This is a genomic window from Rhizobium sp. P40RR-XXII (assembly GCF_012641405.1).
GTDB lineage: Bacteria > Pseudomonadota > Alphaproteobacteria > Rhizobiales > Rhizobiaceae > Rhizobium.
Genome location: NZ_JABAII010000006.1, coordinates 1 through 26665, shown reverse-complemented (window position 1 = coordinate 26665; position 26665 = coordinate 1). Strand labels below are relative to the sequence as shown.

24 protein-coding genes and 2 pseudogenes are annotated in these 26665 nt (G+C 61.0%); 15 read left to right on the top strand and 11 right to left on the bottom strand.

All coding sequences use genetic code 11. The annotated features are described in order from the left end of the window. Positions 1 to 37: 37 nt before the first annotated feature. Positions 38 to 517, bottom strand: a complete 480-nt coding sequence (locus HGP16_RS13170) for a carboxymuconolactone decarboxylase family protein (protein WP_168840470.1) — start codon at positions 515 to 517, stop codon at positions 38 to 40. Positions 518 to 647: 130 nt separating this feature from the next. Here HGP16_RS13170 and HGP16_RS13165 point away from each other — a divergent pair, with 130 nt between their 5' ends. After that, positions 648 to 1559: a LysR family transcriptional regulator gene (locus tag HGP16_RS13165; protein WP_168840469.1), complete on the top strand. Its 912-nt coding sequence runs from the start codon at positions 648 to 650 to the stop codon at positions 1557 to 1559. Between the two features lie 51 nt (positions 1560 to 1610). Here the strand turns inward: HGP16_RS13165 and HGP16_RS13160 are convergent, their stop codons facing one another. From HGP16_RS13160 to HGP16_RS13145, 4 genes are all read right to left on the bottom strand, one after another. After that, the gene (locus HGP16_RS13160; protein ID WP_168840468.1) at positions 1611 to 2642 is read right to left on the bottom strand and encodes an ABC transporter substrate-binding protein; all 1032 of its coding nucleotides are present in this window, start codon (positions 2640 to 2642) and stop codon (positions 1611 to 1613) included. Positions 2643 to 2675: 33 nt separating this feature from the next. Then, positions 2676 to 3446 carry an ABC transporter permease gene (locus HGP16_RS13155; protein ID WP_168840467.1) on the bottom strand — a complete coding sequence of 257 codons (771 nt, stop codon included), beginning with the start codon at positions 3444 to 3446 and terminating at the stop codon, positions 2676 to 2678. Then, positions 3443 to 4261 (bottom strand): ABC transporter ATP-binding protein, encoded by an 819-nt coding sequence (locus HGP16_RS13150; protein ID WP_168840466.1) that lies wholly within the window; start codon positions 4259 to 4261, stop codon positions 3443 to 3445. The genes HGP16_RS13155 and HGP16_RS13150 overlap by 4 nt, the downstream gene beginning before the upstream one ends. A 201-nt stretch (positions 4262 to 4462) precedes the next feature. Further along, complete coding sequence (locus tag HGP16_RS13145) at positions 4463 to 5023, bottom strand: DJ-1/PfpI/YhbO family deglycase/protease (protein WP_168840465.1); 561 nt, start codon at positions 5021 to 5023, stop codon at positions 4463 to 4465. A 126-nt stretch (positions 5024 to 5149) separates the two neighbouring features. On the opposite strand from HGP16_RS13145, the gene HGP16_RS13140 reads away from it, so the two are divergent. Beyond that, positions 5150 to 5647, top strand: a complete 498-nt coding sequence (locus tag HGP16_RS13140) for a cupin (protein ID WP_168840464.1) — start codon at positions 5150 to 5152, stop codon at positions 5645 to 5647. A gap of 19 nt (positions 5648 to 5666) precedes the next feature. On the opposite strand, the gene HGP16_RS13135 is transcribed toward HGP16_RS13140, so the two are convergent. Beyond that, positions 5667 to 6365 carry an isoprenylcysteine carboxylmethyltransferase family protein gene (locus tag HGP16_RS13135; protein ID WP_205927513.1) on the bottom strand — a complete coding sequence of 233 codons (699 nt, stop codon included), beginning with the start codon at positions 6363 to 6365 and terminating at the stop codon, positions 5667 to 5669. 293 nt (positions 6366 to 6658) lie between these two features. Here HGP16_RS13135 and HGP16_RS13130 point away from each other — a divergent pair, with 293 nt between their 5' ends. Next, positions 6659 to 7615, top strand: a complete 957-nt coding sequence (locus tag HGP16_RS13130) for a bile acid:sodium symporter family protein (protein ID WP_168840463.1) — start codon at positions 6659 to 6661, stop codon at positions 7613 to 7615. 78 nt (positions 7616 to 7693) lie between these two features. Next, positions 7694 to 7918 (top strand): annotated as a pseudogene (locus HGP16_RS13125) (transposase); the annotation flags it as partial. Positions 7919 to 8134: 216 nt separating this feature from the next. On the opposite strand, the gene HGP16_RS13120 reads toward HGP16_RS13125, so the two are convergent. Then, positions 8135 to 8569 (bottom strand): hypothetical protein, encoded by a 435-nt coding sequence (locus HGP16_RS13120; RefSeq protein WP_168840462.1) that lies wholly within the window; start codon positions 8567 to 8569, stop codon positions 8135 to 8137. A 127-nt stretch (positions 8570 to 8696) separates the two neighbouring features. Here HGP16_RS13120 and HGP16_RS13115 point away from each other — a divergent pair. Beyond that, positions 8697 to 8868: pseudogene (locus HGP16_RS13115) on the top strand (IS5/IS1182 family transposase); the annotation flags it as partial. Positions 8869 to 8881: 13 nt separating this feature from the next. Here the strand turns inward: HGP16_RS13115 and HGP16_RS13110 are convergent. Both HGP16_RS13110 and HGP16_RS13105 read right to left on the bottom strand, forming a co-directional pair. Beyond that, complete coding sequence (locus tag HGP16_RS13110; protein ID WP_168840461.1) at positions 8882 to 9499, bottom strand: 4'-phosphopantetheinyl transferase superfamily protein; 618 nt, start codon at positions 9497 to 9499, stop codon at positions 8882 to 8884. A gap of 8 nt (positions 9500 to 9507) precedes the next feature. Then, positions 9508 to 13551 (bottom strand): Pls/PosA family non-ribosomal peptide synthetase, encoded by a 4044-nt coding sequence (locus HGP16_RS13105; protein ID WP_168840460.1) that lies wholly within the window; start codon positions 13549 to 13551, stop codon positions 9508 to 9510. A gap of 172 nt (positions 13552 to 13723) precedes the next feature. Between HGP16_RS13105 and HGP16_RS13100 the strand changes: the two genes are divergently transcribed. From HGP16_RS13100 to HGP16_RS13090, 3 genes are read left to right on the top strand one after another with little or no spacing between them, the layout of a single operon-like run. Then, positions 13724 to 14041, top strand: coding sequence for a PepSY domain-containing protein (locus tag HGP16_RS13100; RefSeq protein WP_246705524.1), 318 nt, complete (start codon positions 13724 to 13726; stop codon positions 14039 to 14041). A 5-nt stretch (positions 14042 to 14046) separates the two neighbouring features. Next, positions 14047 to 14718, top strand: a complete 672-nt coding sequence (locus HGP16_RS13095; protein ID WP_168840459.1) for a response regulator transcription factor — start codon at positions 14047 to 14049, stop codon at positions 14716 to 14718. Then, complete coding sequence (locus tag HGP16_RS13090) at positions 14715 to 16106, top strand: sensor histidine kinase (RefSeq protein ID WP_168840458.1); 1392 nt, start codon at positions 14715 to 14717, stop codon at positions 16104 to 16106. Before HGP16_RS13095 ends, HGP16_RS13090 begins: the two co-directional genes overlap by 4 nt. A gap of 33 nt (positions 16107 to 16139) precedes the next feature. Here HGP16_RS13090 and HGP16_RS13085 read toward each other — a convergent pair whose 3' ends face one another. After that, positions 16140 to 17075 carry a sugar-binding transcriptional regulator gene (locus tag HGP16_RS13085; RefSeq protein ID WP_168840457.1) on the bottom strand — a complete coding sequence of 312 codons (936 nt, stop codon included), beginning with the start codon at positions 17073 to 17075 and terminating at the stop codon, positions 16140 to 16142. Positions 17076 to 17478: 403 nt separating this feature from the next. On the opposite strand from HGP16_RS13085, the gene HGP16_RS13080 reads away from it, so the two are divergent. The 6 genes from HGP16_RS13080 (at position 17479) to HGP16_RS13055 (ending at position 23771) form a co-directional block, all read left to right on the top strand. Next, positions 17479 to 19113, top strand: a complete 1635-nt coding sequence (locus HGP16_RS13080) for an ABC transporter substrate-binding protein (RefSeq protein WP_168840456.1) — start codon at positions 17479 to 17481, stop codon at positions 19111 to 19113. Positions 19114 to 19194: 81 nt separating this feature from the next. Further along, positions 19195 to 20208, top strand: a complete 1014-nt coding sequence (locus tag HGP16_RS13075) for an ABC transporter ATP-binding protein (RefSeq protein WP_168840455.1) — start codon at positions 19195 to 19197, stop codon at positions 20206 to 20208. Beyond that, positions 20205 to 21188, top strand: a complete 984-nt coding sequence (locus HGP16_RS13070) for an ABC transporter ATP-binding protein (RefSeq protein ID WP_168840454.1) — start codon at positions 20205 to 20207, stop codon at positions 21186 to 21188. Before HGP16_RS13075 ends, HGP16_RS13070 begins: the two co-directional genes overlap by 4 nt. Before the next feature lie 8 nt (positions 21189 to 21196). Continuing rightward, on the top strand, positions 21197 to 22126 hold the full coding sequence (locus HGP16_RS13065; protein WP_168840453.1) for an ABC transporter permease: 930 nt from the start codon (positions 21197 to 21199) through the stop codon (positions 22124 to 22126). Positions 22127 to 22136: 10 nt separating this feature from the next. Next, positions 22137 to 23015 carry an ABC transporter permease gene (locus HGP16_RS13060; RefSeq protein ID WP_168840452.1) on the top strand — a complete coding sequence of 293 codons (879 nt, stop codon included), beginning with the start codon at positions 22137 to 22139 and terminating at the stop codon, positions 23013 to 23015. A 12-nt stretch (positions 23016 to 23027) separates the two neighbouring features. Continuing rightward, complete coding sequence (locus HGP16_RS13055; RefSeq protein WP_168840451.1) at positions 23028 to 23771, top strand: glycerophosphodiester phosphodiesterase family protein; 744 nt, start codon at positions 23028 to 23030, stop codon at positions 23769 to 23771. A gap of 126 nt (positions 23772 to 23897) precedes the next feature. Here HGP16_RS13055 and HGP16_RS13050 read toward each other — a convergent pair whose 3' ends face one another. Then, positions 23898 to 24704 (bottom strand): MBL fold metallo-hydrolase, encoded by an 807-nt coding sequence (locus HGP16_RS13050; protein ID WP_168840450.1) that lies wholly within the window; start codon positions 24702 to 24704, stop codon positions 23898 to 23900. 412 nt (positions 24705 to 25116) lie between these two features. Here HGP16_RS13050 and HGP16_RS13045 point away from each other — a divergent pair. After that, positions 25117 to 26665: Na/Pi cotransporter family protein (locus HGP16_RS13045; RefSeq protein ID WP_168840449.1), on the top strand; the 1549-nt coding region annotated here is incomplete at its 3' end.

Below are 26665 nucleotides of genomic sequence, written 5' to 3'. Positions count from 1 at the left end.
GACGCGTATCGTTTGGTGGGCACTCAGGGAGAAGGGCTTAGTTGAGGCCGGCCTTGTCGAGGCCGTAGAGTTTGTCGGCCGAACCCGGCACGGACTTGAAGGCGATGCTGGCGCGGTTCCAGGCATTGATGACCATGATCGCGAAGGTCAGATCGGAAATTTCCCTCTCAGAAAGCTGGCCGCGCACGCGCTCATAAAGCTCGTCGGGAATGCCGCCTTCCGCCAGCTTCGTCACGGCTTCGGTCCAGGCGAGGGCGGCGCGCTCCCGCGGGACGAAAAGGTTGGACTCGCGCCAGATGGCGATGTGATAGAGCCGGAGCTCGCTCTCACCATGGATCTTGGCTTCCTTCACATGCATGTCCAGGCAGAAGGCGCAGCCATTGATTTGCGAGGCGCGGATCTGCACGAGATCGTGGATCTTCTGATCGATGGCGCCGTCTTTCAGAGCCATGCTGAGATCCGACAGCTTCTTGAAAAGCGCGGGGGATTGCTGGGCGTAGTTCACGCGTTGCGTCATGGATCATCTCCGTTATTAAGGACATTTGGTATCCTTATGGATATAAAATATCCGTAATTGCTGGACAGTAAAGCCCTTCGGAATTAAGGTGGCCACATAAGGCTTATGCGGAAAAGTATGGGGGTAGGGGATGGACATCGTAGGTGCGCTGCAAACATTCATGAGAGTGGTGGAAACCGGCTCCTTCTCGGCCGCCGCCGTTCACCTCAGCGTGACCCAGCCGGCGGTCTCTCGGCAGATTTCGGCGCTGGAGGCGCATCTCAAGACGCGTCTCCTGCATCGCACGACGAATGCATTGGCCCTGACGGCGGAGGGGGAGCAAATTATCCCGATGGCGCTCAAGGTCATCGAGGCGGTCGAAGCACTCAGTGAAACGACCTGTCGTGGCGGTACGGCCGCGACGGGCAAAGTGCGGCTTGCCTTGCCGACGCCGCTGGGACTTTGCCTCAGCGATCGCCTCGGGATGCTGTTTGAGCAGCACCAGGGACTTTCCGTCGAACTGCTATTTCGCGAGGAGCCATCCGACCTGGTCGAAGAGGGGATCGATCTCGAGGTGCGCCTCGGGGTAGTTGGGGACTGCAGTCTAATGTGCCGTCGGATCGGCTGGACGACGGCATTTCTCGTCGCTGCGCCTTCATACCTGCAGGCGCGGAAGGCTCCGAAAAGACCTGACGATATCCGCGCCCATGATTGCATCTGCTACAAGCGCGCCGGCGACGGCAGGTCATGGTCCTTCTCCAATGGCGCCGAGGACGAAGCCGTACGGATCGCGCCGCGCCTGATCGCCAATAATTCCGTTGCCGCCCACCGCGCGGTACTCGCCGGCAACGGCCTTGCCGTGCTTTCCCATATATTGGCCGGTCCTGATATCGAGGCCGGTCGGCTGGTCAGACTCATGCCGGATTTTCCGCCCAGCCGATTGCCGATCAATGTCGTTTATCCGTCTCGGCGGAACCTGCCATTTCGCATTAGGGCCGTGCTCGACTTTCTGATCGAGGTCGTCAGGGAAGATCCCATGATGGCGCCGTCGTTTTCGCACTGAGCCTTTGCCGTCACGGCGGGAGGCTGAGGCGCGACGTGTGAGATGCGCTGCTCAGATCTTCGCAGCCTTGGCGAAGATCGGATCGAAGGTCTTGTCGAACGGAACGTCGGCATTGGCGAGTTCCGGATCGAGCGTCTTCAGGACGCCCATCATGGAATTGTAGCCTTCCACCGTGACCATGCCGTCCGGAGAATACATCTCCTTGGAATTCTTGAAGGCCTGCATGTAGAGATCACGATTGCCGAGCAGATATTCCTCCGGCACGACGCCCGCCACATCGTCCGGGCTTGCGGTCGAAATCCATTTCAACGCCTTCATGAAGGCATTGACCGTTCGCTGCGTCGTGATCGGATTCGCCTGGGCAAATTCGCGCTTGATATAGACGGTTGCGGCAGGGTTAGGGCCGCCGAACAAGGCGCGCGTGCCGGCTTCCGTGCGCGTGTCCACAAGTACGGTGATGTCGCCGTCATATTGCAGTTGTGCGATGACGGGATCGAGATGGGAGAGCCCGTCGATCTGACCGCTCTTGACCGCGGCAACCGCGCCGGCCCCGCCTCCGACGCCAATCAGCGATGCATCGTCGGTCTTCAGCCCGTTCTTCAGCATGGCATATTGGAACATTAGCGCCGTCGAAGAGCCCGGCGCCGTCACGCCGATCTTGCGGCCCTTCATGTCGGACATGGACTTGATCTCGCCGGCCAGATCCTTGCGCACGGCGATGACGATCCCCGGAAAACGGCCGAGATTGCAGATCGCGACGATATCCTGCCCCTTGTTCTGCATGCGGATCGTATGTTCGTAAGCGCCGGAGACGACATCGAGCGAGCCACCGATCAGGCCCTCCAGCGACTTCGAGCCGCCGGCGAAATCATTGATGGTGACGTTGAGGCCTTCTTCCTTGAAGAAGCCTTTCCGCTCGGCGATCGTCAGCGGCAGATAATAGAGCAGGGGCTTGCCGCCCACGCCGATCAACAGGTCCGGCTTTTCCGGTTTCGCGTCCTGTGCCGCGGCCGGCAGAATGCCCGCGAGCGATGCGCCGATGCCGAAGCTCGCCGTCCCAATCAGAAATGTCCTGCGCTCCATGTTCTTTTCCTCCACTTTGCTATTTTGCTTGCGCTACTGGCCGCGCCAGGCCAGCAGGCGCCGTTCGACCACAGTCATCACCCAATCCACGATCAGGACGAACGCCGTCAAAACCACCATGCCGGCAAAGACGCCGGTCACGTCAAAAACACCCTCGGCCTGCTGAATGAGATAGCCGAGCCCGGCGGCAGAGCCCAGATATTCGCCCACGACGGCGCCGACCACCGCAAAACCCACCGATGTATGCAGGCTGGAAAACACCCAGGAGAGGGCGGAGGGGAGATAGACGTGGCGCAGCAATTGCCGTTCGTTCATACCAAGCATGCGGGCATTGGACAGGACTGGCTGGCTGACTTCCTTCACGCCCTGATAGACGTTGAAGAAGACGATGAAGAAGACAAGCGTGATGCCGAGCGCGACCTTGGACCAGATGCCGAGGCCGAACCAGAGCGCGAAGATCGGGGCGAGCACGACGCGGGGCAGGGCGTTCGCCGCCTTCACATAAGGATCGAAGACGGCCGCGATCAGCGGCCGGCGCGCGAACCAGAAGCCGAAGACGATACCGCCGAAGGCGCCGAGCAGAAAGGCCAGGATCGATTCCGACAGGGTGATCCAGAGATGGTACCAGATCGATCCGCTCGCGAACCATTGAACGACGCGCTGCGCCACCTTGAGTGGGTCGGCGAAGAAGAAGGATATAGTCTTTGGATTGCCGAAAAGGCTGGTGTTCGTCGCCAGATGCCAAAGGACCAGGACGACCAGCGCCACAAGGATCTGAAGCAGGAGAAGGAGGGAGCGGCTCATACGGTCTCTCCGCTGCTCTGGCGGTAGGCTGTCATGACTTCGTCGCGCAAAGCCTGCCATATATCGCGATGCAGCCGGTTGAAGACCGGATCGTGCCGTATCTCGCCAATCTCGCGCGGCCGCTCCAAAGGCACCTTGAAGTCGCCGATGATACGCGACTTCGGGCCGGCGGACATGATGACGACGCGGTCGGCAAGAGCAATCGCCTCATCGAGGTCGTGTGTGACGAACATAACGGCCTTGCGGTCTTCGGACCAGAGCTTCAGCAACAGGTCGCCCATGATCAGTCGGGTCTGCGCGTCGAGCGGGCCGAAGGGTTCGTCCATCAAGAGCAATTTGGGATCGCGGATCAGGACCTGCGCAAGCCCAACGCGTTTGCGCTGGCCACCCGAAAGCATGCGCGGAAAGCGGTCGGCAAAGGCGGTAAGCCCGACACGCCCCAGCCATTCGCGAGCGCTTTTCCTCGCTTCCGAGTGGCCTATACCGGCAATCTCGAGGCCGATCGCGACATTCTCCAGCACCGTCTTCCAGGGCATCAGCGAATCCTGCTGGAAGAGATAGCCCGCCTGACGATTGATCGATTTCAGCGGCTGGCCGAAGACTTCGACCGTGCCGGACGCAGGTGTCAAAAGCCCCGCGGTCGCGTTCAGAAGCGTGGATTTGCCGCATCCTGTCGGGCCAACGATGGCCACGAACTCATGCGCTTCCACATTGAGATCAGTAGCCGCAACGGCGTCGAACCGTGTTCTGTTGGCCATTTCAAACGAAATCGCCACCTGTTTCAGGCTGACCGCCCGCACAGCCGTCATCATCATGCCCTGCTGTTCCTCCCGGACATCCACCAACCTCAAAGGACCGGACGTCAGGCATTGCCATTTCGGCCAAAAGATCAAAGCAGGCCGCACCAGTCAATATGTGAATAATGGCGAAACCGTTATGTCACAGGTCGTTATGGCAGAGCGGAGGAAGCGGAGGAGAGGCCTGGGCGCGATTGCGGGGCCTCAATGAGTTCTGCCCTAAGCGACACGCCGCTCGTGGCGACCCTCCTGCACCTCCTCGACGATCTTGTCGATGAAAGCGTTCAGATCCTCAGGCGATCGCGAGGTGATGATACCTTGATCGGTCACCACTGTCTCGTCCTGCCAATTGGCTCCGGCATTTTTGACATCGGTCTTGATGGACCAATAGGAGGTTGCCCGACGGCCGCGCAACGCATCGGCTTCGATCAGGAGCCAGGGCGCATGGCAGATGGCGGCAACGACCTTGCCGGACCGTAGGAATTCGCTGATGACACGCATGGCGTCGCTATCGACACGCAATTTATCGGGGTTGATCTGGCCGCCTGGCAGCACAAGCGCATCGAACTGATTGACGTCGACATCTCTTGCCAGCAGATCAACGTCGACGCTGTCACCCCAGTCGGTCTTGTCCCAGCTTTTTATGCTGCCTTCCTTGATGGAGGCAACTGTCACGCGGGCGCCGCGCTTTTGAAGTTCATCCAGGGGGATGCGAAGTTCCGACCGCTCATAGCCATCGGTGGCAAGGATGAGAATATGTGCGGAGTTGATGGAAGGCATGATTTATCCTTTCTCATGTCATTGGACACCTTGCCCGAACCAGAGTGGCGGAGGATCGTTCCCAATTTTCTCGTGGAACCGGGACTGTCCTGTGCGGTTATGGAGACGGGCTGAGAGGAGAGAATCATGGAGCAGGCAATTAGGCTCGAGCCAAAGGAATGGGTGCCGAACAACCAGCGCTTTCCGGTCATCGTCTATCGCGGGGTGCTTGCCGCTCCGAGCCGGGCGCAAGGGCTCGAGCGGCTCTTCCGGGCCAACGGATGGCACGGGCTCTGGCGAAATGGCATCTATGCCTTTCATCATTACCATTCCACCGCCCACGAGATATTGGGTATTGCCGGAGGGCGGGCACGATTGATGATCGGCGGTCCGGGCGGCAAGGACATCGAAGTCGAAGCCGGTGATGCATTGTTATTGCCGGCGGGAACGGGACATTGCCGGCTCGACGCCAGCGGCGACTTCCTCGTTATCGGCGGCTATCCGCCAGATCAGGAGGCCGACCTCCGTCGCGAATTGCCGTCGGCGGAGCAGAAGGGACAGATCGAAAAGCTTGGCGTGCCTGCGTCCGACCCCTTGAAGGGAAAGACCGGCGGGCTTCGGTCCCTATGGCTTAATAATATCTAGTGCTCGCTGAAAATGAACCTCACCAAAGACCCGGCACTAGGCGAAACCGAACGCGACGGGCATAGTCGGCATAGCCCTCCAGTTCGGCATGCAGCAGGGCATCTTCCCAGCTCGTGCGCAGGATCAGCAGGGCGGTCGCCCAGGCGGCCGGAATCAACGCCCACCACGAGGCGAGCGCCAATGCCAGCCCGGCGAATACCATGATCGCGCTGACATAGCCCGGATGGCGCACGAACGCATAGGGACCGGTGCTGATGACGTGCTGGCCGCGCTCGCGTTGCATACGGACGCCCGGCTCGAAGAAGCGATTGACCGCTTGCGCCCACGCGCCGAATGCAATGCCGGCCCCAAGCAGGACATAGCCGAGGATCACGACAGATGTGGGCATCACCGACCACGCCGTCCTGCCGGCGTCGAAAGTTGCAACCGGAATTTCGGCGATCATACAAAGGCAGACGAACGAGACCAAGATCAGATCCCAACGTTTGGTTCCGGCCTGGAAGCGGTTGCGAGCCCTGAAGATTGCGGGATTTACGCGTTTCAGAACCAGGATCGCCGTGCCGTAGACAACGAAGAGAAAGGCGATGAAGATCCATCCTGGCAGCCAGTCGAGGCGGCCGACCGGCAGGAAAATGAGCGCGAGCAAGATGAGCGGCAGGCCAATCGCATAGGATATGGCAGCCGTTCGGGACATAGGTGGGGGTTCGGTGACCGTCATCCATTACTCTCCGTACATGGTGAGCGTGGGCAACTGCTGTTCCTCCTAGGGCATGCGGTTGCATCCTCCGTCGTTGAAGACATAGTTCTGCTTTTACGTGCGCCAAGAGCCGTCGATGGACAAGGGTGCGATCGATTATCCGCCGCCATGCTCTGGAAATAGAACAATCCGTGAGATTCATTCTCTCAAGGACTGTCAAAGCGGACGGATTGGCCATTCGCACGCCTTGACATCCGATATGCCGGGCTTAGACCGGCCAAAATATCATCCGCTTCCTTCTCCCGAGAGATCCCATGAAATTTTTGGCATCCTTTTCCGCCTTCGTCGGCAAGTCCTTTTCAATATGGGTCATTGTGTTCGCCGTACTCGGCTTTTTCTTTCCCGAAGTCTTCAAGCAATTCGCGCCATGGATCGTCGTGCTGCTCGGCATCATCATGTTCGGCATGGGGCTGACCATCTCCATAGACGATTTTCGCGAGTTGGCGCGCCGGCCTTATGAGGTCGCGATCGGCGTCATCGCGCATTTTGCCATCATGCCGGCGCTGGCACTCCTGCTGACGAAGATCATCCCCATGCCGCCGGAAGTCGCGGCTGGGGTCATTCTGGTCGGGTGTTGCCCCGGTGGTACGTCGAGCAATGTCATGACCTATCTTGCTCGTGGCGACGTGGCGCTGTCAGTCGCCTGCACAAGCGTTACGACGCTGGCCGCGCCGATCGTCACACCCTTCCTTGTCTGGATGTTCGCCAGCCAGTACCTACCAGTCAACGCATGGTCCATGTTCGTGAGTATCGTGCAAGTTATCATTATGCCGCTGCTGCTCGGTTTTATTGCGCAGAAGGCGGTGCCTAGCCTGGTTCGCGCCGCAATCCCGGTTCTGCCTCTCGTCAGCGTGATTGGCATCGTATTGATCGTCGCGGCCGTGGTTGGTGCTTCGAAGGCGGCGATCGTCCAATCCGGCCTGCTGATCTTCGCCGTCGTCATGCTGCATAACGGTCTCGGCTACCTCTTCGGCTATTATGCGTCGAAGGTGCTCGGCCTCAGCTTTTACAAGCGCAAGGCGCTGGCGATTGAAGTGGGTATGCAGAATTCGGGCCTGGGGGCTGCATTGGCGACAGCCTATTTCTCACCGATCGCCGCTGTTCCGAGCGCGATTTTTTCCGTCTGGCATAACATTTCCGGCGCGACTTTGGCGAATTGGTTCGCCTCACGTAAGGATGCCGACGCGTCGCGCGTGCTTGATCGGAGCTAGGTCGTGGTGACGATTTAACGGATTGAGATTCCCAAGATGGTGCAAATCAGATTCGACACTGACTTTTGGAGGTCAGTGATGGATTGCGATGGGCTTCGGGACGATCATTGGGAGCGTATCAGGGGCTTTGTGTCGGGTGGGACCAAAGGCAAGCGTGGCCCACGCACGAACAACCGGTTGTTTCTGGACGCGCTGCTGTGGATGGCGCGATCGGGTGGCCGCTGACCAGACCTGCCAGAACGGCTGGGTGACTACCGCGCCGTAAAGCGGCGCTGTTACCACTGGATCGAGATGGGCGTGCTCGCCATCCGGATCAGGGCGAGCCGTGGGCTTTATCGCAGTTCGGCTACCCGTGCGCCGCCGGTTGGCGCCGGCGCTAGGCCGGCTTAGAGCGCTATCCAACAGGTATGATGCGAACGCGGGCTTCAGTTTTCTTTGGTTCGTTCTTCGGAGTCTGAGGCATCAGCCCACCTGTCGACAATCTGGTGGGCTGCCAATTTCTCCGCAATTGGCCAGCAATTACAACAGTATCCAACATTCCCCGCCGCAGCAAAGATAAGGTACATCGTCAAATTCGAGGACCTCGCATTCCTGCCTAGCAAGCATAGCATTGGCCTTTGACATTCGCTTTGCAGGCGTAGTCGCTTTGGCCTGCGCAAATAGTTGCATGAACAGAACCGCCGAGGTGTCCTCTTTGTTGGGCTCAGCAAGCACTATCCTTACCAGCGGGTGTTGGTGGTCCTTACATTTCACATTGCGAACATGTGCAACGGACGAGATCAGGGAGACAGGGATTGATATCCATTGCTCGCACGATAGGGAGGATGAAAAACACAGAACCGAGCTGTCGTTTTCGTCGGCTTTCGCGAGCCCGTAAAGTGTCAGATCAACGGGCTCAACAAGCTGCTTAGAAGCCAATTGTGAAATAAACTCAGACGGTTCATAAGTACGCATGCAAAGTATCCTCCGCGTTGAAGTTGCCGCATCTGATCTCACAGTAACACAACTACGGAGATACCGGCGATCTCCAATCGCGAGGTGGAGAGCGCCGGCGCTAGGTCGTGGTGACGATTGATTCCCTGGCCCACGCACGAACAACCGGTTGTTTCTGGACGCGCTGCTGTGGATGGCGCGCTCAGGTGGCCATCGTGCGCGCTCATCAGCATGCGGCCGGTGCGCAAGCTTAAAGGGGGGCGGATGCCCAAGGCCTGGGTGGGTCCCGAGGCGGGCTGAGCACCAAAATCCATGCTGCCGCCACCTGCACCCTCAGTTCAAATCACGAGCAAGGGCGCAATAAATCGGCTGATCCGTCGGCCCCGCAAGCCGGATTACCGACACCGCGATCGGCGGTAATCGCGATCCAGCTTCGAGGCGGACGTTGGCACCATCGATGCGAATAAGATCCAGATGCTTTGCCAGGTCCGGTTCGTCAAGCCCATCGAAAATGCCGCGGCCGCTGATCTTCAATGCCGCTTCCTTGGCGACCCAAAGGCGGTAACAGACCTCGCGGGCCGCGTCGGGATCGAGCCTGGCAATGGCGACCGCTTCACCTTGAGAGAAATGGTCGGCGGCAAAAGCGTCGGGGTCGAAGTCATTGATATCCTCAATCTCGATATCGACGCCCACAGCAGTATCCGGCGAGAAGCCCGCCAGCAGCAAATCGGCACGATGCGAGAGCGAAACGCCGAGTTCGTGATGGGGAGGTTTCAGCGCCGGCCGATCGCTCGGCCGGCGGTAGATGACGAGATCATCCCGCTGCGCTGCGCTTCTCAAGGCGGCTTGCGCGGCTCCGTCGCGCTCCTCCCGCTCGGCTGCAGCCGAGCGGGTAAGGACAGCGATCGCATCTGCAACTCTCAGGACGACCTCGAATGGAGGAACCGTCACGGCGCTGCTCACGCGGCCGCGGAGGGCAGGGCCTCTTTTTGAACCACAGGGGCAGGTTCCTGCTCGGCTTGCACGGCCTGGGCAGGCGTTCCGACCCATGAAGTGCTTGCCGGGATGGCCTCGCCCTTCATGACCAGGGTCAACAGTCCGATCTCGGCGAAATCTCCGACATTGGCCTCGTAGAGGACCGTACTGCCCGAGCCGACGGATGCGCCGTTGCCGATCCTGATGCGGCCCACCTTCATGATGCGATCCTCATAGAGGTGCGTTTGCGGGCAGGATCCCATGTTGAGCACGGCATGGTCGCCGATATCGGTGCAATCAAACTCGCAGATATCCGTGCTGTTGATCCATGCGCCGCGGCCGATCTTCGCGCCGAAGGGGCGTAGCAGCCAGGGCAGGAAGGGCGTGCCGCGCAGGTAGTCGAGCAGCATCTTGCTGGCAAGCCCGCCATAAAAGACCGCGACGGCTTCGGTGCGCATCGCCCACCAGGACCACATCGGCCGGTTCATGGGCTTGTAGGTGCCGATCAGCGTCCATTTGAAGGCGACTGCGACCAGATACAGGATGCCCGACGTTGCCAGGCCGGAGGCCATCAGCGTCCAAAACAGCCTGCCCCAGGCGCCGTCGTCGATCGCGCTTGCCAGCATGTCGGACATTGCGAGCGCCATGACGATGAGGATCGCGGTCGGCAGCGAGGTATGCATGGCTTCGAACACGACACGGACAAGGCGCATGCGCAACGGTGGTGCGTAGGTGCTTGTGGCCGCGGCCTGCAGCCGCTCGCGCGTCGGGAACTGGAAGGCGGGGCTGCCGCACCAGGTTTCGCCCGCCTTGACATGCAGGGAGTCCGGCAGGCGCGTCTTGATGCCGACGAGTGAATCACTCTCGATCACGGCGCCCTGCGAGATGACGGAGGAATTGCCGAAGAAGCAGCGGTCGCCGGTCTTCAGGCGCTTGAGGACCATCCAGCCGTTCTGGATTTCCTCGTCGCCGAAAATGGTCTCGTCGCCGATGAAGTTGTCGCGGCCCATTTCGATAAGGTCGTAGCGACCGGCGAAGTTGGCCGAGATCTCCGTGCCCTTGCCGATCTTGGCGCCCATCAGCCGGTACCAATTGCGCATGAAGACGGTGGCATAGAGCGAATTCAGGGTTTCCAGCATGGCCTCGGTGGTCAGGCCGACGACCCATTTGCGGAAATACAGGTTGCCGAAGATGGAGTAGCGGCCCGGTACGACGCGGGGCAGCAGCACCCATCGGAGCGCCACGACGACAACCATGGACACGACGATAAGCAGCATTGCGGCCGGCCAGGATAGAGCGGCGATCATTGCCCAGGACAAAGGCTCGTCGGTACCGGCAGAGAACATCTCCTGCACGGCAGCGAACAGGTAGAAGGCCGGGAAGATCGGCAGAAGGCCGATGACGAGGCTGACATTGTAGGCGGTGAAATAAGCGGCGAACTGGAATACACGGCCGACGATTCCCAATTCTGGATGCGCCGGCATCTCCTCGTGTTCGGCATGCCCGGTCTTGCGAGCGGGCGAACCATCCCAGCGGGTATGGGCTTCGACATGCGTGCCCGCGGCGATCGCCGTCAGATCGCCGATGATAGCGCCGTCGCCGATCTCGACATTGTGGCCGATGACGCAGCCATTGCCGATCTGCACGCCTTCACCGATGTCGATCGTGCCGACATGGATCTCATTGCCGATGACTTCGACATTGGCGAGCTTGATCTTGACGCCGAGGCTGGATCTCGCGCCGACGCGCACGAGATCGATTGCGCCTTCTTCGAACTCGTCGATCATCGCATCCTGGCCAACCTTGGCGCCAAGTGCCCGCATATAGACGCGAATGAGCGGCGAGCCCTTGAGGAATTTCGGAGCCGTGAGCTGAACGATGCGTTGCATCAGCCAGATGCGAAAATAATAGGTGCCCCACAGCGGATAGACGCCTGGGCGCGTGCGGCCGATGACGAGCCATTTAAGCGCGATGACGATAAGCTTTTCGCCGAGATTGAGGCCGAGATAGACGCCGCCGAGGATGAGGATCTCGTTCCAGACCGATGCGCCGTCATCGATCAACAGGATCGAAGCGAGCAGCAGGCCGATCCATTGCAGCGTTGCGATCGCGACGATAAAGGGCAGCACCACGGCTTGGGCCAGGCCGCAGAAGAAGCGTCGGCGCCAGGGAGCCGGCTCGAAATTCTTGAGTTCCTGCCCGGAGGCGCGCTCGGCCCGTTGCTCGAGGAGCGCCGCAATGCCCCGCAAGGTGCGGCCGGCATAGACGTCGCGCAAGGCGATCCCCGCCAGCAGCGGGATCTTGCGGACCTCAGAAACGAACCGGGCCGCCAGCATGGAATGGCCGCCGAGCTCGGTGAAGAAGTCCGCCTCGAAATTGATGGAGCGCAGGCGAAGCGCCTCGGTCGCTGCCTTCAGCAGCTGGGCTTCGGTCCATGTACGCGGCGGCTCCTGCGCCTGGGTCGACTGATCGCTTGCCAACGGAATCGCGGCAAGCGTCTTACGGTCGATCTTGCCGGAGGGCAGCCGTGGCAGCGACACGTGGCTGTGCCAGGCGGCAGGCACCATATAGGGCGGCAGCTTGGCCGCCAATACGGCGCGCGCCTTTTCGCGATCGAAGCTGTAGCCCGTCGTCACAACATGGGCGACCAGCATTTCCTCGCCATCCGACGGCCGGTGCACGACGACGGAGGCTGCCTTCACGTCCGGAAGTTCGCCGACGACGGTCTCGATCTCCCCCAGCTCGATGCGATAGCCGCGAATCTTGACCTGGTCGTCGATGCGTCCGAGGAAATGGAGCTGACCGTCTTCATCCATCAAAACGGCGTCGCCGCTGCGATAGAGCACCGGATCGTCATGGGTCGCGAAAGTATTGGCGATGAACTTGGCAGCGGTGAGCTGCGGCAGGTTTCTGTATCCGGCGGCTACACCCGGCCCACCGATCAGCAATTCGCCGGTATCGCCACGCGGAACAAGCCGCAGGTTTTCGTCAACGACATAGGCGGTCGTATTGGCGATCGGGGAGCCGATCGTGATCGGCCGCGACGGATCGAGCTCGGCATAGGTCGCCACGACCGTCGTCTCGGTGGGGCCGTAGGTGTTGACCAGGCGCCGTCCGGGTTTGGAGAATCGGCTGACGATCGCCGGCGGGCACGCTTCGCCGCCAACGATGATGACGCGCAGGCTTTCGACGTCGCGTTCCAACATGGTGAGCAGGGTCGGCACCGTGTCGATGACCGTGATCTTTTCCGTTTCCAGAACATCTGCGAGCCTGTCGAGCTCGGCCATGACGTCCGATGTCGCGACCTTCAGCGTCGCGCCGACCAGATAGGGAACAAATATTTCTTCCAGCGAAAGATCGAAGGCAACCGATGCCTGCTGAAGGACGACATCCGATTCGACGAGCCCCAGGACATCGTTGCCTGCCCGCAGGTAATGGCAGATGTTCCCATGCGTAATGACGATGCCTTTCGGCTTGCCGGTGGAGCCGGACGTATAGATCGCATAAGCGGGATCGTCATGGGCGGCAACGCGTGGAACGATGTCCGCATCGTCTTCGGAAAGCAGCGCCTTGAGGATAAGCGTCTGGCCATCGAAGGCCGGTGCAAGCGCGGCCTTCTCGCCGTGCGTCAGCAGCCATTTCGCGCCACAATCGGCAAGGCTGACGGCGACACGATCCGCGGGGGCGGCCGCATCGAAGGGGATGTAGGCGGCGCCGGCCTTGAGGATTGCGAGAAGCGCGACATGAAGCTCGAGGGAACGCTGGAACCACAGGCCGACAAAATCGCCGGGGCCGATGCCGCGGCGGCTCAGTGCGCGCGCAGCCTCATCGGACAGCCGGTCAAGCTCGGCATAAGTCATCGCCTGATCGGTTCCGATCAGGGTCAGTGCCGTCTTGTCGGGGCTAGTTGCCACCGTTGCCCTGAAGATGTCCACGAGCGTCTCGTTGCGGAGGAACTCAGGCCGGATGCCGCCTGAGGAAACCGAGAGGCTGGCATTTGAAGTAATCGACGAAATCTGGATAGTCATGGTAACTTCTGCGGAACGAAACTCGGCACAATCAGCGTGCCATCTGTCAACGCTTATACACCTTCCAATTTGCAGCTCTCTTACGGGGATTGTCAGGGAACTGTAATGTTGAGAAAGCTATATTTGACCGAAGCGGGATGCGACCTGCATGTGTGAAGAAGGATTGATATCGTTGCGCATATTCGAGCGAAGAGCCGGCTGGCCCCGCCGACTGTCCGTTCTCCTGGTGGCAGCTTCGCTAAGTTCCATAGGCATGGAGGCATCGGCCCGCTCGCATAACAGCGTGCTGGTGGAGGACGCCGGTACGCTGCGGCCGCTGCGCGACATCTATGCCGTCGTGGCGCGCGAAATGCCTGGACGGGTGCTGCGAATCAAGCGGGTTCGCCGCGCCGGCCATCAGGCCTATGCCGTGCGCGTGCTGAAACCCGACGGCAAGCGTGGTGATATCGTGCTCGATGGCACAACGCTCGCCGTGATCGAGAGACGCTGACGACGATGCGCATTCTGATAGCCGAGGACGAGCCCAGCATCGTAGCGGATATGCGCCGCTGCCTGGAAGACCAGCACTATATCGTCTCGACCGTAAGCAACGGCGAAGAGGCATGGTATCGCGGTGATATCGAGCATTTCGATCTCGTGATCCTCGATCTTGGGTTGCCGAAGCTCGATGGCCTGACGGTCTTGCGACGCTGGCGTGCTGAGCGGCGCGGCATGCCTGTCATCATATTGACGGCCCGTGACGGATGGCGCGACAAGGTCGATGGCATGGATGCCGGCGCCGACGATTATTTGACCAAACCCTTCCGCATGGAGGAACTTTTGGCCCGTGTACGCGCCCTGATGCGCCGCGCGGCCGGGCAATCCTCTCCTATCCTCTCCAATGGCGTGCTGGAGCTCGACACGCGCCAGCGCACGGTTTCGTTTCGCGGGCAGCCGGTGCAGGTCACGGCTCTCGAATATCGGCTTCTGGCCTATTTGATGCACAATGCCGGTACCGTCCTGTCGCGATCGCAAATCGCCGAGAGTATCTATGACGAGGAAACGGAGCTTCTGTCGAACGCGCTTGAGGTCGTCGTCGCGCGCCTGCGGCGCAAATTCAATGGGACTATTATCGAGACCCGCCGCGGCCAGGGCTATATCATTCCGCGCGAGGCGCCGCCGTCATGACACCGTTCTCGCTGCGGGGACGGTTGCTGCTGGGTTCTGTAGTGGCTATCATCGTTGCAACCTTTCTTGCCGGGGTCGGCATCAACGCCATCTCCGGGCTGGCGGTGAGGGCACTCGCGCTTTCCGAGATAGACGAGGAACTGCGCGTTCTGCTAGCGGCGGTCGACATAAATTCCTCCAATCAGCTCTTCCTCGACGATACGCCGACGGATCCCCGCTTCGGCATCCCGAATGGCGGCTTCTATTGGCAGGTCGGGCGCAACGGCACTGTCGAGCTGCGCTCCCAATCGCTCTGGGAACAGAACCTGCCCTGGCTTCGTGCCCGCCCTCGCGATGCCGGCCGGGCGACGGATATGAAAGGGCCGAACGGCAGCCGACTTCTCGCCGTCGAACGGTCTATTTCGATCCCCTCGGCCACGGGCGACCAGATCGTCGATATCGTCATGGCGCTCGATAATAGCGAGCTTGCGCCGGCGCGCTGGCGCTTCTTCTATGCCATGGCACCCTCTCTTGGCGTGCTGTCGATCGCCCTGATCGGGGCTGTCGTGGTATTTCTGCGCTATGGATTGCAGCCGCTGAACGATCTCCGTACGGCATTGATGGCGGTGCAAGAGCGATCCGCACGAAAGATCACCGGACAGTTTCCGCGCGAGGTCCAGCCTCTCGTGGACGATCTCAACGGGCTGCTGGCCTCCCGCGAGACGCAATTGACCCAGGCGCGCGCCCGTGCCGGCGATCTCGCGCATGGCCTCAAGACGCCGCTGGCGGCGCTCGAAGCGACGGCGCGGATGCTTTCGGAAGAGGGCATGTCAGAGCGCGCGGCGGCAATCCAGGCGGAGGTCAGCCGCATGGACGCACAGATCAAGCGGACGCTGGCGCAGACCCGCGCGAGCCTGGCGGCCGCCCATACGGTCGGCGTCATGGATGCCAGCGCGGACCTGCAGAAGATTATCTCGGTCATGCGGCGCCTGTCGGCGGAGCGGGAGATCGAATTCGAGCTCGCGGCACCCACGGAGATGTGGCTGGCGATGGACGAAGCGGATTTCGCCGACATTACCGGCAACCTGATCGACAATGCCAGGAAGTGGGCGACGGGAAGGGTTAAGGTTTGCCTGTCGCTGCTGCCCGAACTCGAAGGAGTGAAGTTGCTCATCGAGGATGATGGTCCGGGCCTGCCGGAAGATGCGGAGATCGCCTTTATCCGCCGTGGCCGGCGACTGGACGAAAGCATCGCCGGAACCGGTTTCGGTCTTGCGATCGCCAAGGATCTCGTCGAGGCCTATGACGGCAGGCTGACGCTTGCCCGCTCCAATCTCGGCGGATTGTCAGTCACCGTCAGTTTACCGGCGCGGCTGGTCAAGGACAGGCAAATGGCACCAGAAGTCTAAAGTATTTTCAAGAACTTTTGCTGCCCGATGTCGTCAGGCTGATAACAACAGCTTGGCGCTTTCCTCATCGGTAACGAGTGACGTTGCCAGTCCGGCCCGGATGGCCGCGCGCAGGATTGCTTGCTTGTGCGCACCGCCGGAAGCGAGGATGCGACAGGGTATGCGGCGATAATCGACGAGATCCGGGGCAAGCACTTTTCCGTTCAGCGGATGGTCGACGGGATTGCCGTCCGCGCCGAGATAGTGGCCGAGCAGGTCTCCAACCGCGCCGACTACGGCAAGGCTTTCGACATCCGTGTCGGCCGGCAGGCCATAGCGCACCTGCAGCGATTGCCGGGTCATATCGCCGACGCTCAGGAAGGAAATATCGACCTCGCAGGTCTTGCGGAAAATTCCTTCGAAAACGGATTGCGAGATGATCGCCGCGCGCGATTGTGGGCATTCTGCATAGATCGGAGCGAGGAAATAATGGCATTCCGCCTTCAGCACCTGGGCGAAGCCGCGCACGATTTCAAACGTGTTGATTTCCGAGCCGTGCGCCAGCCCGCCCATCATCGAGCGCACCTCGATCTGCGCTTCGCTTGCGGGTGTCATGTGGCTCACCGTTTCGCGCAGTGTCGCGCCCCAGCCAACGCCGATCGAGCGCGGCCTGCGTGCCTGGATCAGCCGATCCAGATAGGCTGCGGCGCCACGGCCGATCGCCCGATGGAGAAGGCGCGGATCGGCCGGCGTCGGAACCACGACCGTACCCTCGAGGCCGAAGCGCTCGCATAAGCGCGATTCAAGCTCGATGCTAGCGGTGAGCGGTGAGGCGAAGCTCACTCTGACAATCCCTTCTTCCATGGCGGCGGCGAGCAATTCGTTCACCCGCCGGCGGGTAAGGGTCATGCGCTCGGCGATCTGCGCCTGGGTCAGGCCTTCCACGTGGTAGAGCCATGCCGCCCGGACCTTCATCTCGTGCAATTTCATATTTCCCTGCCCAAACGGCTAAAAGTTACAAACATCACAAAGGTGTAACATATGTAACGTAATGCCCTCGGCATGACGATAGAGTTTCTGATCTCCGATTGCGATGCGGCATTGATCGACAGCGAGCCGATAGCCAGCGGCGCGCTGGCTCAAGCGCCTAGAGTCCTCTTTGTTTATGGGCCTTTTCGCGGGAGCGTCCGGCACCTTTGTGTCCAGGAATGCGGCGCCAGCTGATCTCGGCGCGCGAATGTCTCGCGCGACGAAACCGCTTCTCGCGGCATCTGCGCTGGGGGCGTTAACCGAAACTTCATGGAGCCGTCACCTTGGCGACATGCAGGCGATCTTAATAGGCAAGGCCGCGCGGCTCCGGGGGCTCGTGGGGTCATTACAAAAGGAGTTTCCGATGCTTTCGATCAATCGACGCGGCGCGCTCGGCCTGCTCGGCGCAACCGCCGGCACGCTCATGCTGCCGCGCTTCGCCTTCAGCCAGGCCAAGCGTCCGTCCATCACCATTGCGGTCCAGAAGATCACCAACAACAACACGCTCGACATATGGAACGAGCAGTCCAACGTCGGCGAGCGCGTCTTCTTCCCGAACCTTTGGGAAGGCCTGATCCTGCGCGACTGGATGGGCAATCAAGGGCCGGTTCCGGGTCTCGCCACCGAGTGGAAGCGTCTCGACGACAAGACGCTCGAGCTCAAGCTGCGCCAGGGCGTGAAGTTCCACAACGGGGATGAACTCACGGCCGAAGACGTCGCCTTCTCCTTCTCTCGCGAGCGCGTGTTCGGCAACACCGAGCCCGCAGGCGGCAAAACGATTTTCGAAGACGATCACAAGCCCGCAACCGTCAAGGAGTTGCCGGCCTCCATTCCCGGCATCGGCCGTCGTCTGTGGCCGGCGCTCGCCGGTGTCGAGATCGTCGATAAATATACCGTCCGTTTCCATAACGCGACGCCCGACGTGACGCTGGAAGGCCGCCTGTATTCCTTCGGCAGCCAGATCGTCAACCGCCGCAGCTGGGATGAAGCCGCCACCTATGCCGATTGGGCTCGCAAGCCCGTTACGACCGGCCCCTACATGGTCGGCGAATTTAAGCCCGACGTCTCGCTAACGCTGGTCGCCTTTGACGAATATTGGGGCGGCCATCCGCCGCTCGCGCAAATCCGTTTCGTCGAAGTTCCCGAAGTCGCCTCGCGCGTCAATGGCCTGCTTTCGGGCGAATACGACTTCGCCTGCGACCTGCCGCCGGATCAGATTGCCACCGTCCAGGCTGCTCCGGGCTATGAAGTTCAAAACTCGATGATCTGGAACCATCGCATCTCGGTCTTCAACGTACAGAACCCGGTCCTTGCCAACCCGCTGGTGCGTCGCGCCATGACGCATGCCATCGACCGTCAGGCGATCGTCGATGCGCTCTGGGGCGGCAAGACCGTCGTCCCGGCCGGCCTGCAGTTCGATTCCTTCCGTTCCAGCGACATGTTCGTCGAAGGCTGGAAGGTTCCGGAATACGATCCGAAGCTTGCCCAGGATCTTCTCAAGCAGGCAAACTACAAGGGCGATGCGATCCCATTCCGCCTGCTGAACAACTACTACACGAACCAGACGGCCAACGGCCAGATCATGGTGGAGATGTGGAAGCAGGTCGGCATCAACGTCGAGATCCAGATGAAGGAAAACTGGGCGCAGATCCACGATCCGGCCGGTGTCAAGGGCGTTCGCGACTGGTCGGCCGGCAATAGCATCAACGACCCGATCACCCCCCTGGTCGTACAGTTCGGCCCGAACGGCGAAGTCCAGCAGAAGAAGGATTGGAGCAACGAGGAGGTGAACAAGCTCTCCCTCGTCATGGAAACCTCCACCGACCGTGCGCTGCGCAAGAAAGCCGTCGCACGCATGCTCGAAATCTGCGAACGCGAGGACCCGGTCTACCAGGTCCTGCATCAGAACGCCGTCTTCACCGGCATGAAATCATCGCTGAAGTGGAAGGCGGCTCCTGCTTTCGCCATGGACTTCCGCTCCACCAACTGGTCGATCTGACCGGCTCATCGCTTCGGCCTGCGGCGGTTACAATCCCGCCGCAGGCCGTCTTTTGCTTCGAATGAAATACGGGGATGAAACATGAGCACGATCGGCTCCAGCCTGGCGGAACTGCGCGACCTGACGGTTGCCTTCGACGGCGTGCAGGTTCTCCACAGCATCAATCTCGACGTCGGCAGGGGCGAGGCGCTCGGCCTTGTCGGCGAATCCGGCTGCGGCAAGTCGGTTACCTGGCTGGCAGCCCTTGGCCTGTTGCCCGCCAAGGCTGATGTTACCGGCTCCGTGAAGCTCGAAGGCCGCGAGCTGATCGGCGGGCAGCGTAGCGTGCTCGAGAACGTGCGCGGCAAGCGCATCGCCATGATCTTCCAGGACCCGTCGAGCTCCCTCAATCCGGTGCTGCGCATCGGCCGGCAGATTGCCGAGGCGCTCACCGCTCATCGCGGCCTGCGCGGCGAAGCTGCAAGGGCGGAGGCGATACGGCTGATGGACATGGTCGGCATTCCCGACGCGCGGCGCCGCTTCGATTCCTATCCGCATGAGTTTTCCGGCGGCCAGTGCCAGCGCCTGATGATCGCCATGGCGCTTGCCGGCCAGCCCGACCTTCTGATTGCCGACGAACCGACGACGGCGCTCGACGCTACGATCCAGGCGCAGATCCTCGATCTGCTGATCGAGCTTCGCGCCGAGACCGGCATGGCGACCGTCTTCATCAGCCATGATCTCGGTGCCGTCAGCCAGGTATGCGAGCGCATCTGCGTCATGTATGCCGGACGCATCGTCGAGGAGGGCAGTGTCGAGCAGCTTTTTTCCGAACCGCGCCATCCCTATACGCGCGGCCTGTTCGACGCCATTCCCCGCATCGACGGTGGCCGCGAGCGGCTGATCCCCATTCGCGGCACCGTGCCGAACCCGAAACATCTACCGAAGGGCTGTTCCTTCTCGCCGCGCTGTTCGGGCGCCGTCGAGGACTGTCGCAACGAGCGGCCACCGCTTGTTACGCTCGAAGATGGACGCAAGCTCGCCTGCTCGCGGCCCGTGCCCGCCGCGGAAGCTTCCGGGATCCGATCCCATATTCACGAGGGCCTGTTGCAATGACCCCGCTCATCGAAGCTCGCGGCCTTGTGCGCATCTACAGCATGCGTAGTGGCCTCTTCGGCCGTACAAGTCTGGTGCGCGCCGTCGACGGCGTGTCGCTGGCAGTCGCGCCGGGCGAGACGCTGGGTATCGTCGGCGAATCCGGTTCGGGTAAGTCGACGCTCGGGCGCATGCTGCTTGGGATCGATGATGCCCAGGAGGGTACGGTTCATTTCGAAGGCCGGTCGATGCCTGAACACGGTAGTGCGCGGTGGCGGGCACTGCGCGCGAAAATGCAGCTCGTCTTCCAGGATCCGCTCGCAGCCCTCGATCGCCGCCTGACGATCGCCGCCCAGATCGCCGAGCCGCTCGAGATCCATAAACTGCTTCCGAAAGAACATCATGCCATGCGCGTGGCGGAGCTGATAACCGCCGTCGGGCTGCGTGCCGATCAGGCGGAACGCTATCCGCACGAGCTTTCCGGCGGTCAACGCCAGCGCGCGGTGATTGCCCGGGCGCTTGCCTCGCGACCAAGGCTTCTGGTCTGCGACGAACCGGTTTCGGCGCTCGACGTGTCGATCCAGGCACAGGTCATCAACATGATGCGGGACCTGCAGGAACAGAACGGCATCGCCATGATCTTCATCAGCCACGACCTGAAGGTGGTGCGCAACGTCGCGGACCGTGTCGCCGTCATGTATCTCGGGCGCATCATGGAGGAGGCCTCTTCCGACGTCATCTTCCGTTCGCCGCAGCACCCATACACCAGGGCGCTGGTTTCGAGCATTCCCGTTCCCGGCAAGCCGCTCAAGGACCGCGTCATCCTGCAAGGCGAGCCGCCGAACCCGGCAAGCCGTCCATCCGGCTGCGCCTTCCATCCCCGTTGCCCGCTGGCTCGCGACATATGCCGCTCCATCGCGCCGGAACTGCGCGAGATTGGCGGTGGACGCACCGCCGCCTGTCATGTCGTGGCGGGTGAAACCACGCCGGTCGCGGCATAGGGGCCATCATGATTCGCTTTGTTTTCGTCCGCCTCTTCCGTGCCGCACTGACGATCCTGGCCGTCATCACCTTCGCTTTCGTCGTGCTGCGCATGTCGGGCGATCCAGCCCTGGTGATGCTCGGGCCTGATGTGCCGCAGGAAGCGGTCGATGCCTTCCGCAAGTCCTGGGGCCTCGACCAGCCCCTATGGGTTCAATACATCGCCTATATCAAATCGATCTTCACCGGCGATTTCGGCGTATCGATGCGCGACAAGGCTTCGGCGCTGCATCTGGTGCTGGAACGTGTGCCCGCGACCCTGCAACTGACGATCCCGGCCCTTGTTTTCAAACTCATTCTCGGCATTCCGGCGGGCGTCTACGCTGCCCTGCATCGCCAGAGCTTCACAGACCGCGGCGTCATCCTTGCCGCCGTGCTCGGCTTTACCATTCCGTCCTTCGTCATGGGGCTGGTGCTCGTGCTGATCTTCTCCGTCATTCTCGGCTGGCTGCCCTCGGGCGGGCAGGACACCTGGATGCACGGCATCCTGCCGACACTGACCATGAGCATCGGTGGGATTGGCATCCTCGCGCGCTTCTCGCGCAGCGCCATGATCGAGGTCATGGGGCAGCCCTATATCCGCACGGCTTCCGCCAAGGGGCTGACATGGCGCGATGTGGTCTGGAAACATGCCCTGCCCAACGCGGCGGTGCCGATCGTCACCATCGTCGGCTTCATGGTTGGCTCGCTGCTTGCCGGCGCCGTCGTGGTGGAATCGATCTTTTCCTGGCCGGGTATCGGGCGCCTGCTGGTGGTTTCTGTCAGCAACCGCGATCTTGCCGTCGTTCAGTGCATCCTGCTCATCATCGCCGCCGCCATGGTCGTGTCGAATCTCGTCGTCGACCTGCTTTACGGCTCGCTCGACCCGCGCCTTCGTTCGCACGCGGCACGACACTGAGGAGAACATGATGGCTACCGCCGATCTTATCGAAACGCCGGTCTCCCGAAAGCAGGGCGGCCTCGTTTCCTTCCTGCGTCGCAACGTGCCTTTTTCGGTCACTCTCTGCCTGCTGTGGCTTGCGGCCATGGTCGCGACCGCAATTTTCGCCGACCATATCCGCCCCTTCAACATTACCGCCATGGATCTGACCAGCCGGCTGTCCGCGCCGGGCGGGGTCAAGCATCTACTCGGCACCGACGAACTCGGCCGCGATGTGCTTTCGCGCCTCGTTCAGTCGATCAGGGTGTCGCTCGTCATCGCCTTCGGCGCGACGCTGCTGTCTGCGATCTTCGGCACGCTGCTTGGCTTTCTGGCGGCGCAATTCCGCGGTTTCGTCGAGCATCTGGTCCTGATGCTCGCGGATTTCCAGGCTGCGCTGCCCTTCCTCATCATGTCGCTGGCCGTGCTCGCCTTCTTCGGCTCCTCGATGCTGCTGCTCGTATGTCTTATGGGTTTCTATGGTTGGGAGCGCTATGCGCGCATCGCGCGAGGGCTTGCCATTACCGCAGGAGCTCAGGGTTATGCCGCCGCGGTGGTGCAACTCGGCGCGACACCGGTGCGCGTTTACCTGCGTCACATCCTTCCCAACGTCGCCTCGACGCTGATCGTTTCCATGACGCTGACTTTCCCCGAAATCATCCTGATGGAAAGCGGCCTGTCGTTTCTCGGCCTCGGCGTGCAGCCGCCGGAAAGCAGTCTCGGCAACATGGTCGGCTTCGGTCGCGAATATCTGACGCGCGCGCCCTGGATTATGCTGGCGCCCGCGATCGTCATTATGCTGACAACGCTCTCCATTTCGCTCGTCGGCGATTGGCTGCGCGATAAGCTCGATCCCACGATCCGATAGGAAACATGCTCCATGACCCTGATTACCGGCCATCGCGGCGCCCGCAACCTCTGGCCCGAAAATTCGCTCGCCGGCTTTCGCAATGCTGCAGCGCTGGGCTTGGACGCCGTCGAATTCGATGTCCATCTGACGCGCGCCGGCGAGCTCGTCGTCATTCATGACGCGACCCTTGAACGCACCACCGAAAGCGTAGGTTCCGTAGAGAACCTGTCGATCGACGGCCGCAAGGCGACACGGCTAAAGGGCACGGACGAGGCCATTCCGACTCTTGCTGAGGTGCTGCAAGTGCTTGCGCCGAACGAAGCCATCGACCTCCATGTCGAAATCAAGGTCGACGGGAATGGAGCCCCTTATCCGGACATTGCGGCACGGGTGGCGGGCGAACTAGCACGTTTCGGCATCGAGGAGCGCTCCTATCTGACCTCCTTCGACCATTCGGTTTTGGAGGATTGCCGCCGTCATGCTCCAAAAATTTCGCGTCTCGTTTCCGTTAACGCCGTCTGGGCCGAAAAGGATGGTGGGCTTGCCGCCTTCATCGACCGAGTGGATAACTTGGTGAAGATCATCGCAATCCACCACGAGCTTATGGAAGCCGAATGGGATCTGATCCGCGGCAGGCTGCCTTTGCAACGGCTCTGCGTCTGGACGATCAACGACGAGGCGAACATCCGCCATTGGCTGGAGCGGGGTATCGGCAGCCTAACTTCGGACAGCCCCGATCTCGCATTGACGCAACGCTCCAAGATCGCGACATGATCTTCACCGTCGGCGACCCCAGAAGCGTCTCATTTGCGGCGATAGCCTGGGATTCGGTGCGCATCAGCACAGGATCGGTCCTTTGGGATGATCCGGCGTGTACGACGTCCAGGGTGCATTATGGCTCTAGCTTGCGATCGCCTTGAGATATCTCTCCGCCGAGCGCTCCACCACGCGGTTGCCGTCGCTCTCCACCGTTCGACCGGGAAACGCGCCGTAGATCGTCTCAAACCGGTACGGCTGTACGGCTTGCGAAATTGCCGTGACCGCCTTGGCGTCGAGGGGAATGAGGTTCGGATAGCTGCGCATAAAGCTGACGAAACGGCGGTCCATCGTGACCTGCATGGTGTCGCCGACGAAAAGGGCGCCTCGGCCGCCCTCGAGCCAGGGGCAATGGAGCACGGAACTGCCGTCAAAATGACCGCCGCAGCCGATCATGGTCGCCTGACCGATCCGCAGCGTTTCGCCGGTCCATGGGCGCAGGGCCGAGCCGGACCTCTGCACCCATTGGGCATCATCGGCGTGGATATGGACCGGCGCGTTGCCGCAGGCCGCGCTCCACCCGATCATCGACGAATAGAAATGGGGATGGGAGATCGCGATCGCGCTTAAGCCGCCCATGGCGGCAATCCGGGCTTTGCTGGCCTCGTCCACGAGGCTGAGGCAATCCCAGAGGATATTGCCATCAGGCCCTTCGATCAGAAATGCGCGCTGGCCAATGCCGAAAGAGGGCGAGAGCTGCAGGCTGTGAACGCCTTCCGCTTCTTCGTTCCAGACCAGGCTATGGGTTTGGCCGAGCGTTGCCATGTCGGTCCATTCCTGCCCTGATTGGGGCACGAACTGACGGTCATCTTCACAGATCGGGCAGGTCGGCGGCGGTTCGTCGCTTTCGCTGAACTGCGTGCCGCATGTGGTGCAGATAAAATGCGTCATCTTGAAGTCCTCGTCTGCTTATCTTCCAGCCCGTTGTCTTTCCAGCCTGCGGGCGGGAAGCCCGCCGCGCGGCAAATGGATGCTTTTATGCTATATTGGCCAGACGTCGGACGGATCAAAGCGGAAAAGGCGAAGCAACGCCCATCAGGCAAAATGGTTGCGGACAGAAAACCGTCGCTTTCAGACCGGCCTTTGCAGGCGAAATGGGTATCTGTAATGAATAATGACAGGAATCATGTCATCTCATCACTATGATTTTAAAAGAGAAAATTGTTCTCCCATTAGTTTTATGACAATCTGGTCTTGCGAAAGGCGAGAAGGCAAAGAACATAGTCGGCTAATAAAAGGTTAGTTGATCGAGATGCTGATGTTCGGCGTTTATCCGGGCATCACAGACATACGGAGGACCGCTATGGCGCTTATCTTCGGCCTGGTTGCTTTGGCCGGCCACATCGCCCTGTTGCTGTGGGGCACGCGCATGGTCCAGACCGGCATACAGCGGGCCTTTGGCCCGGATCTTCGCTCTTTTCTCGGCCGCGCCTTGAGCAACCGCACGAAGGCGTTTTTTGCCGGCATCGGCGTCACGGCGATCCTGCAGAGCAGCACGGCAACCGGCCTGATGGCATCGGGCTTCGCAGCCGGCGGACTGGTGGATCTCGTGCCGGCGCTTGCCGTCATGCTGGGCGCCAATGTGGGGACGACCCTGATCGTGCAGGTGCTGTCCTTCGATGTCGCGGCCGCTTCGCCGGCGCTCATCCTCATTGGTGTCCTGATGTTCCGGCGGATTGGGAACTCGCGCATTCACGATCTCGGGCGCGTCATGATCGGTCTTGGCTTCATGCTTCTGGCGCTGCATCAGCTGCTCGATCTGATGACGCAATATGAAGGGTCGAAAGCGCTCGCCTATGTGCTGGACGCGATCGCCGCGACGCCGGTGCTCAGCATGCTTCTTGCGGCGATCCTCACATGGGCCGCCCATTCCAGCGTCGCCGTGGTGCTGCTCATCATGTCCCTGGCAAGCAAGGGTCTTGTCGATCTCGATCAGGCCTTTGCCCTCGTTCTCGGCGCCAATTTAGGCACCGCGATCAACCCGCTGATCGAAGGGCAGTCGGGCACCGATCTATCCGTCAAACGGCTGCCGATCGGCAACATGCTGACGCGTATCGTCGGGGTGATCGCGGTGATCGGCCTGCTGGAGCCCGCCACGCGCCTGTCGGCGATGGTCGACAGCGACAGTGGCCGTGCCGTCGCCAATTTTCACAGTGCCTTTAATATCGTTCTGGCGGTGGTCTTCATGCCGTTGCTGCGGCCCTATGCCGATCTTTTGACGAAACTGCTGCCGCAGAGAATCGACGAGGCCGATCCAACACGTCCGAGATATCTCGATCCGGCCGCCAAGGAGACGCCTGTCGTTGCTCTCGGGGCCGCGGCGCGGGAGGCGCTGAGGCTCGTCGACGTCTTGTCGGAAATGCTCGCCGGCGCGAAATCGGCGCTGTCGGACAACGATCGCCGCGCATTGACGCGGTTGCGGTCGCTGGACAACATCCTCGACAGCCTCAACACGGCGGTTAAGACCTATCTGACTTCGATCGATCCCGATGAACTCGGCGAAGCCGACAGGCGGCGTCTGAACGAAATCCTGCTGTTTTCGATGAACATGGAGCATGCCGGCGACGTGCTCGACCAGAACCTGCTGCCGCACCTGGCCAAGCGCCTTCGCCGGGGTTTGAGCTTCTCCAAGGAGGGGCAGCTCGAACTGGCAAGGCTTTTCGACCGATTGCAATCGAACCTGCGGACGACGGCCGCCCTGTTCATGACACAGAACGAGAGTGCCGCCCGCCTGCTGGCAGAGGAGAAGGTCATTTTTCGCAAGGCGGAGCGCGAGGGAACGGAAGCCCATTTCCAGCGCCTGCGGCAAGGGGGCATCGAGACCGCCGAGACCAGCTCGCTTCACCTCGATC